This window comes from Xenorhabdus sp. KJ12.1 (assembly GCF_963876495.1).
GTDB classification, from domain to species: domain Bacteria; phylum Pseudomonadota; class Gammaproteobacteria; order Enterobacterales; family Enterobacteriaceae; genus Xenorhabdus; species Xenorhabdus stockiae.
Genome location: NZ_CAWNQH010000138.1, coordinates 17,082 through 30,395, shown reverse-complemented (window position 1 = coordinate 30,395; position 13,314 = coordinate 17,082). Strand labels below are relative to the sequence as shown.

Here is a 13,314-nt window from a genome sequence, read left to right as displayed (position 1 = left end):
TATTATGTCAATTAAGAAGAGCATAGCTAAATTGCAGAAAGGACAGGCCCTTGTGCAAAAGGGGCAACAGGCCGCTCAAATGGCCAAGCAAGCTGCGGGCATGTTGGGGGGTAGCGGACAAAGTAGTGGTCAGGCGCTTCCGCATACTCAGGGAATTACCGGCGGACAGGGAACATCAGGTGGTCAGGGATTAGCGAAGCAGGCAGCAAGTGGTCATAACGCAGCGGCTAAAGTCTTGCAACAAGCCAGCGCATTACTGGGCGGCGGAGGCAGTAACCCCAGTGGCCTGCAATTTACGTTAAACGCCGGAGGCTTACCGCCGCAGACTTTTGTTGTCACCGATTTCGCACTGAATGAAAGTTTTTCCCAGCCATTCAGCCTGAGTGTCGGGCTGGCGAGTGCCGATCCTGCTATCGACTTTCCGACCGTTCTGGATCGCACCGCCACGCTGACTATTTTGCAGGATGGCGTTGAGCAACGCAGTATCACAGGGATCGTTTCCCGCTTTGAGCAGGGTGATACCGGGTTGCACCAGACCACTTATCAGATGAGCATCCGCCCTGACTTGTGGCGCACGACCCTGAGACAGAACTCGCGCATTTTCCAGCAGTTGGATATTCAGGCGATTATCACCACCATCCTGAAAGAGCACGGTATCCGTGATGTCATATTCAGCCTGCGTCACCCTCACCCTGAGCGCGAATTCTGTGTTCAGTATCAGGAAAGTGACTTTAACTTCTTACAACGCCTAACCGCAGAAGAGGGAATTTTCTACTTCTTCGAGTGCGGTAATGGCCGTAATACGCTGGTCTTTGCTGATGATGCCGGTTCTGTACCGCCGGGCATCGTCCTTCCTTACCAGCCCGGTGAAGTCAGCACCATTGGAGAACCAGCCATCAGCAGCCTGACATGCAGCGCACAGGTACGACCGGCACAGGTGCAACTGAAAGACTACACCTTCAAAAACCCGGCATGGCCCGCTGAATTCCGGGCAGAGATGAAGGAAGACACCTTACAGGAGATGTATTACGAGCATTATGACTATCCCGGTCGTTTTAAAGATGAAACACACGGTGAAGCCTTTACCCGCTACCGCCTTGAAGCTCTGCGTAACGATGCCGTGATGGGACAGGGCAGCGGCAACGCTATCGCCATCCAGCCGGGCCGTTTATTCACTCTGTATAACCACCCGCGTCCTGATCTTAACCAACCGTGGCAAGTCGTGGGGGCGAGCCATTCAGGCAGCCAGCCGCAAGCACGGGAAACCGCAAGTGGTGATACGGGTACAACACTGCACAGTCACTTCCACTTTATCCGCCACAATCAGAGCTGGCGTCCGACCCCATTACCGAAGCCCGTGATTGACGGCCCTCAGATTGCCAAAGTCGTCGGCCCGGCAGGAGAAGAAATTTTCTGTGACCAATACGGTCGCATTCGCCTCCAGTTCCCGTGGGATCGTTACGGACGCAGCGACGATCAAAGCTCTTGCTGGATCAGGGTGACCCAACCGTGGGCAGGACAGGGCTGGGGAATGCTGGCGATACCGCGTATCGGACAGGAAGTCGTTGTAGACTTCCTGCACGGCGATCCGGATCAGCCCATCGTCACCGGTCGTACCTACCACGCCAGCAACATCCCGCCGGGCGGCCTACCGGGCAGCAAAACCCAGATGGCATTCCGCTCCAAAACCCACAAAGGCGAAGGCTATAACGAACTGCTGTTTGAAGATGCAAAAGGCAGTGAACTGCTTTCCATGCATGCGCAGAAGGATATGAGCACGACAGTGCTTAATGATAGGTCTACTAGAGTGACGCATGATCACACAGAAAGTGTTGGAAACAATCAAGTTATCACTGTGCGTAAAGATCGTCATAAGGAAGTTATTGGTACGGAAGTTAGCAGTATTGGTACACGGCAAGTGACAGTGGAAAAAACGAGTGTGCTCAGTGCGAAAGGCTCAATCACTATCCAGTCCGTTGAAGATGGTATCCATATCGGTAATACCAAAGGAAGTATTTCGATAGATAAAGAAGGCAACATTCACATTACGGGAGATTCGGTGATTATCAATGGTCAGAAGGTTATCACTCTGAATTGATCCTTGTATTGCCGTGAATGTGTCTAAAAAAACACTTAGTCAGAGTCAGCCAGACTCTATCGGGTTTTGGCTGAAAAACAATCGTATTCAATTTTAGAAAAAGTAAAAAAGGAAACACTATGAGCGCACATTCTTACCAGATGAATGAAGGCACCCTGAATATTCCGGCTAACTGGAGAGACGAATCAATGCATGTTTTTGTCCTGCCGGATGATAGCGGGGTAAATCTGGTGATTAACCGCACTCCTGTACCATTGGGAACAGACTCTTCCGCTTATTACGAACAAACTCTAGCGCAATTTACAACCCATTTGCCGGGTTATCAGGAGCACCAACGGCTACAAATGGAACTCAGTGGTGAAGTCGCTTGGAGATTAGATTATCACTGGCAAAGCCCAGAAGGTGAAATGCATCAGACGGTGGTGTTGCAAATACGAGGTAGCCAATTATTAGCATTTAACCTGACTTCGCCACAGCCTTTTGATGAGGGGCAACGCAGCTCATTGTTGGCGATAGTCACTAGTTTTAAGGCTAGGTGATAGGAGGGTAGCATGGGACTAGGTGACGAAATAGTAACAAGGATTGCTCGAGTCGGGGCAACCCATGCAGTAGGAAGGGCAATGCCGCCGTCACAGCCAAGAGGGCCTGCGGCGGCACGTAAAGACGATATTATTAAGCACTCGAGCTTCTTGGGCGCGTTGGCTGGTGTTGTTGTTGGTGCATTAATTGGCGCAGCTGTCTTTGCGGTGGCATCGGCCGTGATTGTTGGCACGGGTGGGTTAGCAACAGCGGCAGTATTGGCATTAGGCACCGTGGGTACTATTGCTCTGGGCGGATTTATCAGTGATGTTAGCTCAGCGGTGACCAATATGATAGACAGCGCCGGACCGCCGGATGGTGTAATCAGCAATGGATCGCCAAATGTCCTGATCGAAGGCAAACCGGCTGCCCGTGCCACAGTAGATTTAGCCAAATGCAGCCAACATCCGCCACCATTGATAGCACAGGGTAGTGAATCGGTATTTATTAATGGTGAACCCGCGGCGCGTAAGGATGATAAGCTGGTGTGCGGCTCGACTATCAAGAGCGGGGCGAGCAAAGTCTTTATTGGCTCAGGTCAGGGCACTTATCTGAAAATTGAGGAAGAATTCTCCGGCTGGCAACGAGCATTATTGATCGCTGTCGAATTTATCGTTCCACCTTCGCGTGGACTAGCAAAAGGTATAGGAAAGCTTTTTACCAAAGCAGGACAGAAAGCTGTTGTAAGGGGGGCAGTTAAAGGTGCGAAGAAAGTTGGAGAAATTATCCGGGGCCAAACCCTCAAGTGTGCCAAAGCAGCGTTTAAAGAAACCAAAGGATTAAAGCGTTACTGGGCGAGTACGAAAAAATTCTTTACCGGAGACCCGATTGATGTCACCACCGGTGCGCTATTTGATCAACGTACTGATATTGAGTTGGGACAGACTCTGCCGCTGCTGTTTACTCGTAGCTGGTCACCGGGACAGCGGGGATTGCTGGGGGAGAATTGGTTCGACAACTTCTCTGAATGTGCCTTGGTCACAGGGGACAGGGTAGAAATCCTCACAACCGAAGGAGCTTCCCTGCATTTTGCCCTGCCACAAAGCGTTAACCACAGCATTAACCCGGAACATCCTGAATTTAGGCTCAGCCGGGAAAAATCCGGATTTGTTCTGGCAGAACGGAATAACCCGGTACGTAAATACTTCATTCGGTTAGTACCCTCCGAGGAGAATACAATACAGCGCTGGTTACTCACTGAACACCGGGACAATAATGGCAATGCCGTACATTTTCATTATCACGACACTCATCGACTGGAAAAAGTGACCCACAGTGATGGCCCGGAACTGAGGCTGTTCTACCGGGAAGATGGCCTGCTGGAAGCGATCCATCGCACTGACAATGGCCTGAATGATGTGATGGCACGCTATGGTTATTATGATAATGGCTGGCTGGCAGAAGCAGACAGTATTCAGCAATTTCATCTGTTCTATGAATATAATGAACAGGGATTGATTAGCCGCTGGTCGGATGATGATCAAACTGCAGTTGATTATACCTATGATGTACAAGGGCGTTGTATCCACAGTGTTGGTAGTGGTGGATTCTACCCGGTACAGCTGACTTATGAACCGGGTATCACCCGCTCAACGACACCACAAGGGCACACCACAAGCTGGCATTACAATGACCAACAACAGGTAACTCAGGTCGAAACTCCGTGTGGTCACATCACGCGTTATGAATATGATGAATGGGGTAACCTGCGCCACCAGATTTTACCTGAAGGGCAAACCCTAACGTTGGATTATCTGGCAGATACTGGTCTGGTAACCCAATTCACTGATGCTACCGGTGCAACATGGCAATATCACTACGATAATTTAGACCAACTTATCAGCATGACTGATCCACTTGGTCGCGTTTGGTGGCAGCAGTATGACAATAATGGTAATGCTGAATGTTTTATCGCGCCGGATGGTAGCAAAACCACGCTGATCCGTAATAAATTTGGGCTTGTTATCGCTGCCGAAGATGATGACGGGAATAAACGAACATGGGAATACGATGAACATCAACGGCTGACCAAACTATTTGATGAAGAGAATCGCAGCTTGCGACTGGGCTATGATAGCCATGATCGTTTGCAACGGCTTTCTTCAGGCGGCGGGGCACTCTGGTTATGGGAATACGATCGCCATCATCGGGTATCCTTGAGTGATCGCCCTAACAATAGCCTTGAACGTTTTCGCCATGACCGTCATGGTAACCTCACTGATTGGACTGATGCTCGTGGAGTCAAATGGCATATTGAGTATGGGCCGTTTGACTTGCCTGTAGCTCGCGTGGATGGGGAAGGCCACCGCTGGCAGTACCATTACGATCTCGACAGTCTACAATTACTGGAAGTTATTAACCCACTGGGAGAAAGCTACAGTTATACTCTGGATGCTGATGGCCGCGTTATCACTGAAACCGACTATGCGGGTACTCAGTGGCACTATACGTATGATGGCAATGGAAACTGCATTGAAAAACGGGATGCGTTGGATAATATCACCCGTTATGAATATGACGCAGCCCAGCGTATGACAGCAATGCATACTCCGGAAGGCACAACGACCTATCGTTACGATATACTTGGCCGTTTGCTGGAAATTACTGCGCCTGAAAGTGTCCCGCTGACGTTTGAATATGATGACAAAGACCGCATCATCAAAGAAACTCAGATTCACGGCAAAATTCAGCGTGATTATCCAGATAATGCTACAGTAAAAAGGATGCTTTACACGCTGGATGGTCAACACTGGCAAGTGCAAGCTGAAGCTAACAAGGTTGGTGAACTACGGTTATTAAGCCTTAGTGATGAGCATACGCTCAGTCTTGAACGGGATGAGGACGGTCACGAGTGGCATCGTCAGTCGGATAAAGGCTTTATCCTGCGGCAAGAACACTCCCTGATGGGGCAGTTGACCACACAACGTGCTGGGCGTAATACTGAATTCTTTGAAGCCCATGAGGTGGCAGATATCCCCCAGCCAACGCTAGCTGGGTTGGACAGGGAATATCGCTATGATGCCGCACTGAATCTGGTGGCAGCGAATGATGAACGGGAATGTTTGCGTTATGTTGTCAACGGCAATGGACAAGTAACCTCCGTCAGTGAAGGCGAACGGTTGCGAGAGCATTATCAATATGATGCCTCTGGCTATCCTGCGCGCCGTTTTGACGGCTTGCATGACATTGACGGAGAACGGCTTTACCAGAAAGGCCACCGGTTACGCCAGCTCGGGCAACATCTGTTTGAGTATGATGATGCGGGGCGGATGACCGCGATGCAGTTGTGGCAGGAAGGCCACCGTGCCCAGCTGACCAAGTTCCGCTGGAACAGCCAGAACCAGCTGATTGGGGTACAGACGCCGGGCGGCCAGCAGTGGGACTATCGCTACGATGCCTTCGGACGACGCACGGAAAAAGCGTGTGAGCGGGCGGGCTTACGCACTACGTATTTATGGGATGGTGACGTCCCGGCGGAAATCCGTGAGTACCGGCACAACCGGCTGTACAGTATCCGCCATCTGGTATTTGACGGCTGGCAGTTGCTGGCGCAGCAGGTGCAGTTCTTTAGCCTGAACCCGGAAAACCGTAATGAGCTTATCGCTGGAAAAATTCAGACCCAGTACGCGGTGTGTGCGCCGACCGGCGAACCGCTGGCGCTGTTTGATACGGCCGGGCACCGGGTCTGGCGGCAACCGCCGCAAAGCCTGTACGGGCTGCGTCTGGGGGTGTTGGGAGAGAATCCTGAATTAAATCCGGGCTTAAAGTTCGCCGGTCAGTGGCTGGATGAAGAGAGCGGGCTGGTCTACAATCGGTTCCGGTATTACTCGCCAGTGGTGGGGCAGTATCTGACGCCGGATCCCATTGGGTTACATGGAGGGTTTAACCCTTATAGCTACGTATCAAACCCAACAGGCTTGATTGATCCACTTGGGTTGGCGGGATGTGGTGTCGCATTAACAGTTAATAAGCCAAAGATCTTGGGTACGAACTTATCTGATGCTGAACGTAAGTTCCTTGAAAGGGAATTCCGGATAAAACAAAATGCGTTAAATAGAGCGGCTAAACGAGGCGAATTAGTTTGGTCTCCAGGTACGCACAATGTAAGGATTTCATCATTACAAAGTGCTTACAGGAAAGCGCTTTCTGAACGTTATGAAAGAATATTTGGTAAAGCACCAAACTTATCAAAACTCAATGCTGATCATCCGGTTGATCTTATAGTCGGTGGTTCTGCAACACAAAGATTGAAAATGTTAAATGAGTCTATCAATAAAAGTGTTGGTAGTGCTTTAAAAAGCGCGGGCAGACAAGCAGGGCTAAAAGCCGGTGATAAAATTAGTGAAATAATATTTATTTGAGGATGATATAAATGAGAGATTCTTTTTCTTTCACAACAGATACAGCAACATTAGCTATATTTGATTTGCAAGCAATAAAACATAGGAAAACAGATACTCCTGACTGGTGGTCTATTCCTGATGATGAACTACATGAAATGAATGAAGGCAATATTGCCTTTGTAGGCTTAGTCGATGATGGTGTTTATTCTATTGAATTAGTTGATAATATAGAAAATCCTGATGTTGAAGTATGTATAAAATCCCCATCGGGAGAAATCTTTATTGGTGCAGGAGAAGATACTACAGGCGGGGATCTTGAGCCTGATGACTCAGAATATATATCTGGAAAGAAAATATTTATAACCCCCGGTAGCTATACAATTTTTGTAAAAAAAGAAGAAGATAATTTACTAGTTTCATTAGTGAAAGGGGAATGTGATTCTAATAGTTTTCAAGAATCAATCAGATTAGATTAAAAAGTTGGAAATACTTTTAGAGTTTTCCAGTTAACAAAATATGGCTACTTTTAAAATTAAAGGTAGCCATACCTATATTTTTGTAGTGGAACGTTTTTTATTATCCCGCCTGATAATCCCCAATCAGTTCCCGCATCCGTAGTTTAATCTCACTGAGCTGATTTTGCTGGCGTTGGTACTGCTGTTTAATGGTACGGGTGTCGTCGCTGTCAGGAATGAGCACCAGACAGCCGTCCATAATCTTGACGGTGAGGGTGCCACCAACATCGAACCCGGCCCGCTTAAGCCATTGATCTTTTGTTGCGGTCAAGAAGTTTCGAACACACTTCTAGCCTTTTCTCAGCACTTCACTCATAAAATATTTCCTCAAACCCAGCACATCAGGCAAAAGGTATTCTGTTTCCCACTTAAAAAGGGATATCAATCACATTTCACTCATTAAAAATAGCGGATAACACGAGTTACTTGTTCATACAATTACATTGGGTCGAGAGGCAACAAGCGAACATAAAATTGAGAGGTACATAATGATAACTCAGGATGAAAAAAAGCAAGTATCTGGCTGGTTTCCAACACTAATATTACCCAGGCCTGAAGATAGTCATAAAGGTACTTTCGGGACTCTGAATATTATCGGCGGGGCTGAAACTATGAGCGGTGCCTGTGTTCTTGCGGGTACAGCTGCATTAAAGAGCGGGTGTGGGAAAGTTATTATCGGTTTTAATCAGGAGCCCCTTGCTATCCAACTGATAGATACTGTACCGGAATTGATATTGAATAAAGCCAGCCAGCTCTTTGAAGGCGAGCTTCCATCTGCGTGGGTAATTGGTTGTGGACTAGGTACTTCTGCTGAGGCAGCTTGTTTTATACAGAAAATGATCAACTATATCCATCAAGGTGAAAAAGTATTAATTGATGCTGATGGTTTAAATATTTTGGCAAAATTTCCAAACAAAATTGAGCTTTCGGACAAAACAGTTATCACACCTCATGTGAAAGAAGCATCAAGGTTGTTACAGACAGACTCTCAGTCTATCAAGTCTGACAGGTTGGGTTCAGCACAGGCCTTGAGTGCCCGATATGGTTGCTGGGTAGTACTTAAAGGTCATCGAACCGTAATTGCTGCACCGAATGGGCGAACGTGGGTAAATGAAACAGGTAATAGTGGCTTGGCGACTGCTGGTAGTGGGGATGTACTTTCCGGTATTATCGGGAGTCTGCTTGCTCAGAGTATTCCATTTGAGGAAGCGGTACGAGCAGGAGTTTGGTTACATGGTAAAGCGGCTGATATGCTGGTTGCGGATGGGATTGGGCCGATAGGTCTGACCGCCCATGAGATTATTGATTACGTAAGAAAGATAAGAAATCAAATAATTAGTTATTGATATATGATGGCTGAATTAAAAACTGACTATTAAGGAGCCGACGACAATGATGAAAAAAATACTGTTAGCTTGTACTCTCTTCGTATTTTCACAGGTATCATTTGCAGATGATGCAACTATTTTTGAGACAAAGACGTATCATATTGCTATTTATAGTTTTTGCCCTGAGGGGTATGTAAGTTGCGAGGATGTGGAGTCTGTTGTGACAAATAAGAAAGATCATACTTCACTGACAATGAAAGGACACACTATGAATAGAGATTGTGATACAGGGAGCTGTTCTTTCTATGGATATAGTTTTACTAATAAAAACATGAAATATACCATTTACCAACAAGGTGTTTTATATATTTCAAAAAATGGAAAGTTGGTTTTTTCAGAGAATGGTGTATTTACTTATTGATTTTTAGTGTTATTAACTATGATGGTTAATGTATATTAGAAATATCACCAGTTTAATTGGTAACGTTACTTATTGCTTCTATTTTATATAATGGTTTATTGGTTTTTTATAACTAAAAAAATATAATGAAATTAATTGATTAAGAGTTACCACTAAATTATATTAGCGACAATTCGTCTCATTTACGATTTGTTTATCAAATTTTTCTATTTGAAACCTAAAAAATTGTCAGTAAACTTAATATACTATTCCCTTGCATAAAGCACCCCCTGCATAGTGCTTTTTATGCTGAAAATAATAAAAAAGAGGTTGGTTACTTTATAAATTCTCAGTAACAACAAGAAATAGTAGTGTGCCGTTTTCGCTTACTATGAGTGATGTGGAGCCATATCCACAAATAAAGCTAGATCCTCATAACATCATTATGTATTTACTAAAAAAAGCTGCTGATTGAGAGCAGGTAAGAATGTTTTTACTACTTTTATCGATAAATGAGATTAATTATGGAATTGTGATACTACGATGAAATTTATATAGAAATTTAACTGGTTGATTATCAAATTAGGAATTTAAAAACCTTTTTCTCATATCTGGTTTGATTGTTAAGGGGGAATGATGCTTTTCCACGTTATCAACAAAAATAATATTGTTGCACTTTCGTTAATATTGGGTGTTGTCGTTTTCTTTTTTTCTTTATCATATAATAACAGTAAATTGGGTATTATCGATTATGCTGATAGACATTGCCAGAAAAACACGGATTGTCTGATTGATATGAATAAAATCGTCCCTTTTGATTGGGATAAAATGTATATTATTGATAAAGGAATGGGGCATAAGGATATTGAGGATATTATCGGAGCGGCATTTAAAGGAAAAGCTAGTCTTTTTTATAAGATTATTTTTGTAAGAAACAAACAGGTAGTTTATGAAGATGAATATGATCCCTATATAAGATCTTATGAAAAAAAACTATTGAAACCAGACTTTCAGTATCCTTATGATGGTAAAGAAAATTATTTCAACTATTATGCGATCTCTAAAGATAATGCGATCCTTTCAATGAAGATTGAGAATAAACCACTCACAGATGACGATAAAGTTTACTATAAGCTATCTCCTTCTAATTCACAGCAGGTGAAAGAGAAAAATTTGTAAATATATATCCTACTATTGGTTGGTGCTTCAGTGCAGGTCTACTTCTTCTTTTTGGCCTGCACTTTTTTAATTTTCTTTTTTCCTTTTTGTTCTGAACGGGCTTGTGAACTTTTTTGGGATGCAGGCTTAGCAGCAGAGATGGGATTATTTTTCGGTTTGGAATGTTGCTCTTGTACAGCTTTCAGGCGTCTTTCCCACTCGCAGGCTGCATTCAGGCTTTCCAGTGTTCTGGTTAGCCCGGAAATTAATCTTTCATCCATATCATTTTTGGCATATTGGAGCTGTTTCTCTAATGTTTTCTGTTTGTTTTCGCACCTAGCTTTAGTTGGTTTTGCATAGGCAATATTCATACTGAAAACGACTAATACAGCCAAGATCATAGTTTTCGACTTCATGAACTATTCCTAGTCTGATTTGAAATGCTTATTCAAAATTTTATATGCTGATCGGGATTTGTTCCTGAAAATTAGACGTTAGTTACAACTGATGAGGTGCAGAATGGAGGCTTTTATCTTTTTTCGCGAGAATGAGGCATAATGCTTTTTTGTTGTCTGATCAGCCATCAGGCAAGTTATCAATATTTCTCTCCCGGGGTTTGAAAATCGAATGCTAAGTTATCGTCATCAATGGATTTTAGTGTTCGAGTGTTACCGTATTTGTACTTAATTTCAATATATATCAACTGATTGGATTAATTTTGATACTGTATATTTTTCCAGTGCTTATTGCCGTTTTTCCACTTTTGCAACATACTGTGGGGTAATCGGTGGGGTAACAAATATCTTGGGATGGAGATCTAAATGGCAGCGGGAATAAATCGATTATCAGATAAAAAGCTCAAGGCATTGCTGGGAACTCCCTCCGACAAGGTGAGCAAGATATCTGATGGTGCTGGGTTGATGATTCGTGTCACAAAGGCGGGTTCCATAAGCTGGATTTATAAATATCGATTGGGTGGAAGGGATACCGAAGCAAAGTTACTGACGCTTGGGCGATACCCTGATTTGCCTTTAGCAAAGGCCAGAGAGATGCGTACTCAATGCCGAGCATGGCTAGCAGGAGGCAAAGATCCTCAACGGATGATAAAGCTGGATAGGGAAGAAACCTTAAAACCAGTCACTGTTCAGGATGCTATCGAATATTGGTTAACTGAATATGTTGATAATAATTTAGTGAATGCTAATAGATACAGAGAACGCTTTAATAAGCACCTGTTCCCTTATATTGGCGATATGGCGCTTTCTGATTGTGATACCCCTTATTGGCTTAGGCGTTTTGACCAAGTGAAAAAGGTAGCTCCCAGCGTGGCAGGAATGCTTTTGCAAATGTCACAGCAGGCTCTTAAATTTTGTCGAATCAGGCGATTTGCTGTTTCTCATGTTTTGGAAGGGATTACAAAGCAGGATATTGGAATAAAATTAAATAAGCGCAAGAGAGTATTAACAGAAAAAGAATTATCTGATGTGCTTAAATCTATATACTCTGATTTTTTTAAACCTTATTATTCAGACTTACTTTATTTGCTAATCGTTTTTGGTGCGAGAACTGTTGAAATACGCCGCTCTAAAATGAATGAGTGGGATTTAGAGCAAAAATTATGGACTGTTCCAGAAATTAATAGCAAAACAAGAGAAAAAATAATAAGACCAATTCCTGATGCTATGGTGGAAAAAATACGCAGGTTAAAATATCAGAATAAATACTCTGAATATTTATTAGGCGAATACAAGGAATATACTGCTGTTAGCTCGACGGGAAATAGAGTGTGGGAACGGTTAGAGCATAAAGAAAAATGGGTACTCCATGACTTCCGGCGTACTTTTGCAACCATGTTAAGTGATATGGGAATTGCTCCACACATTGTTGAGTTGCTGCTAGGACACACATTAGGTGGCGTTCTGGCGGTCTATAATCGGAGCCAATACCTACCAGAGAAGCTGGACGCTTTAAACAAGTGGTGTGAGCGGTTGGATGTATTGTCAGGTAATTATGAAAATGTGGTTATATTAAAAGCAGCTCAATCATGAAAATTAATGAGTCTCATTCTGTGCATGACCATTGTGATATATACGTAACAAATGTGGCTTTATTTCTTAATAATTTCCATTAAGTAAAATACCCTCACAAAAACAATTAAACAGTGAGGGTAACACAACCATGCAATACAGTATTCCTACACCAGAAGAACGTCGATCTATCCTTTCCGAATATGGCGAACCTTATGATCGTCTTATACGTGAAAAAGAACGCCAACACATCACCTCTATTTCCAGAACGTCAGCGTGGAAACTGGAAAATGAAGGCCGTTTCCCTGCCCGTAAGCCATTAGGCCGTAATTCGTGTGCTTGGTTGCTTAGTGATCTGCTGCATTGGGTACGTAATCCGCCAACAGTAGAAAACGTGAATAACCCGTATAGCCGTAAACCTGCCAATTAAAGAGTAGCGTCATGGAAAAATTAACTGTCTTGGTTGGCAGCGGTCAAACTCGCTCTAAAAATAGCTTAATTTTGCGAAGTAGGTGAGGTGATGGTAAATAGCTATAGCGATTCTTTGAGATTAAGCAGCTATCAATTTGATCAACAACCCTCTCTAAGAGGGTTAGTTAACAATCACAGTTATTACTGGTTGGTTCAGACTTTAGGTTTTATTCCTAAAGTCAGTAGTTTTTCGCGGCAAGCATCTTTAACCCATGAACTGAAATTACCTTTATCAGCTACCTCTTCAATTTGCTCTAGCAGGTCGTCTTCAAAGCGAATTGTTCGACGTGTGCTGTTATTTCGTTCATACGGCTTTTTGCTTTTTTCATCTTGCATTGGTTCGAACCATTATGTTAATTTATTGAACAGTGGTGCGAACCATTATAAAGATGAGC

Annotated in this window: 12 protein-coding genes; 9 read left to right on the top strand and 3 right to left on the bottom strand. The window is 44.0% G+C overall.

The features are described 5' to 3' along the window. Positions 1 to 4: 4 nt before the first annotated feature. The 4 genes from AACS92_RS21060 (at position 5) to AACS92_RS21045 (ending at position 7,496) form a co-directional block, all read left to right on the top strand. A complete protein-coding gene (locus AACS92_RS21060; protein WP_099109457.1) occupies positions 5 to 2,098 on the top strand; it encodes a type VI secretion system Vgr family protein in 2,094 nt (697 codons plus the stop codon). A gap of 119 nt (positions 2,099 to 2,217) precedes the next feature. Further along, a complete protein-coding gene (locus AACS92_RS21055) occupies positions 2,218 to 2,637 on the top strand; it encodes a DUF1795 domain-containing protein (protein WP_099109456.1) in 420 nt (139 codons plus the stop codon). 12 nt (positions 2,638 to 2,649) lie between these two features. Then, complete coding sequence (locus AACS92_RS21050; protein WP_099109455.1) at positions 2,650 to 7,038, top strand: RHS repeat-associated core domain-containing protein; 4,389 nt, start codon at positions 2,650 to 2,652, stop codon at positions 7,036 to 7,038. An 11-nt stretch (positions 7,039 to 7,049) separates the two neighbouring features. Further along, on the top strand, positions 7,050 to 7,496 hold the full coding sequence (locus AACS92_RS21045; protein ID WP_099109454.1) for a DUF6386 family protein: 447 nt from the start codon (positions 7,050 to 7,052) through the stop codon (positions 7,494 to 7,496). A 100-nt stretch (positions 7,497 to 7,596) separates the two neighbouring features. Here the strand turns inward: AACS92_RS21045 and AACS92_RS21040 are convergent, their stop codons facing one another. Then, positions 7,597 to 7,806, bottom strand: coding sequence for a SymE family type I addiction module toxin (locus tag AACS92_RS21040; protein WP_099109453.1), 210 nt, complete (start codon positions 7,804 to 7,806; stop codon positions 7,597 to 7,599). Positions 7,807 to 8,023: 217 nt separating this feature from the next. On the opposite strand from AACS92_RS21040, the gene AACS92_RS21035 reads away from it, so the two are divergent. From AACS92_RS21035 to AACS92_RS21025, 3 genes are all read left to right on the top strand, one after another. Further along, positions 8,024 to 8,881 carry an NAD(P)H-hydrate dehydratase gene (locus tag AACS92_RS21035; protein WP_099109452.1) on the top strand — a complete coding sequence of 286 codons (858 nt, stop codon included), beginning with the start codon at positions 8,024 to 8,026 and terminating at the stop codon, positions 8,879 to 8,881. A 46-nt stretch (positions 8,882 to 8,927) separates the two neighbouring features. After that, positions 8,928 to 9,284: a hypothetical protein gene (locus tag AACS92_RS21030; RefSeq protein ID WP_099109451.1), complete on the top strand. Its 357-nt coding sequence runs from the start codon at positions 8,928 to 8,930 to the stop codon at positions 9,282 to 9,284. A gap of 612 nt (positions 9,285 to 9,896) precedes the next feature. Beyond that, complete coding sequence (locus AACS92_RS21025; RefSeq protein WP_241537917.1) at positions 9,897 to 10,442, top strand: hypothetical protein; 546 nt, start codon at positions 9,897 to 9,899, stop codon at positions 10,440 to 10,442. A 38-nt stretch (positions 10,443 to 10,480) separates the two neighbouring features. Here AACS92_RS21025 and AACS92_RS21020 read toward each other — a convergent pair whose 3' ends face one another. After that, positions 10,481 to 10,837: a DUF1090 family protein gene (locus AACS92_RS21020; protein WP_099109449.1), complete on the bottom strand. Its 357-nt coding sequence runs from the start codon at positions 10,835 to 10,837 to the stop codon at positions 10,481 to 10,483. 405 nt (positions 10,838 to 11,242) lie between these two features. On the opposite strand from AACS92_RS21020, the gene AACS92_RS21015 reads away from it, so the two are divergent. Together AACS92_RS21015 and AACS92_RS21010 are read left to right on the top strand one after the other, a co-directional pair. Continuing rightward, positions 11,243 to 12,469, top strand: coding sequence for a tyrosine-type recombinase/integrase (locus tag AACS92_RS21015; protein WP_099109448.1), 1,227 nt, complete (start codon positions 11,243 to 11,245; stop codon positions 12,467 to 12,469). A gap of 130 nt (positions 12,470 to 12,599) precedes the next feature. Beyond that, the gene (locus tag AACS92_RS21010; protein ID WP_099109447.1) at positions 12,600 to 12,878 is read left to right on the top strand and encodes a helix-turn-helix transcriptional regulator; all 279 of its coding nucleotides are present in this window, start codon (positions 12,600 to 12,602) and stop codon (positions 12,876 to 12,878) included. Between the two features lie 194 nt (positions 12,879 to 13,072). Here the strand turns inward: AACS92_RS21010 and AACS92_RS21005 are convergent, their stop codons facing one another. Further along, positions 13,073 to 13,255, bottom strand: a complete 183-nt coding sequence (locus AACS92_RS21005) for a YlcI/YnfO family protein (RefSeq protein WP_099109446.1) — start codon at positions 13,253 to 13,255, stop codon at positions 13,073 to 13,075. Between the last annotated feature and the right edge of the window lie 59 nt (positions 13,256 to 13,314).

Coding starts and splice junctions, on each gene's coding strand:
- AACS92_RS21060 (WP_099109457.1), top strand. CDS start 5: ATGTCAATTAAGAAGAGCATAGCTAAATTGCAGAAAGGACAGGCCCTT.
- AACS92_RS21055 (WP_099109456.1), top strand. CDS start 2,218: ATGAGCGCACATTCTTACCAGATGAATGAAGGCACCCTGAATATTCCG.
- AACS92_RS21050 (WP_099109455.1), top strand. CDS start 2,650: ATGGGACTAGGTGACGAAATAGTAACAAGGATTGCTCGAGTCGGGGCA.
- AACS92_RS21045 (WP_099109454.1), top strand. CDS start 7,050: ATGAGAGATTCTTTTTCTTTCACAACAGATACAGCAACATTAGCTATA.
- AACS92_RS21035 (WP_099109452.1), top strand. CDS start 8,024: ATGATAACTCAGGATGAAAAAAAGCAAGTATCTGGCTGGTTTCCAACA.
- AACS92_RS21030 (WP_099109451.1), top strand. CDS start 8,928: ATGATGAAAAAAATACTGTTAGCTTGTACTCTCTTCGTATTTTCACAG.
- AACS92_RS21025 (WP_241537917.1), top strand. CDS start 9,897: ATGATGCTTTTCCACGTTATCAACAAAAATAATATTGTTGCACTTTCG.
- AACS92_RS21020 (WP_099109449.1), bottom strand. CDS start 10,837: ATGAAGTCGAAAACTATGATCTTGGCTGTATTAGTCGTTTTCAGTATG.
- AACS92_RS21015 (WP_099109448.1), top strand. CDS start 11,243: ATGGCAGCGGGAATAAATCGATTATCAGATAAAAAGCTCAAGGCATTG.
- AACS92_RS21010 (WP_099109447.1), top strand. CDS start 12,600: ATGCAATACAGTATTCCTACACCAGAAGAACGTCGATCTATCCTTTCC.
- AACS92_RS21005 (WP_099109446.1), bottom strand. CDS start 13,255: ATGCAAGATGAAAAAAGCAAAAAGCCGTATGAACGAAATAACAGCACA.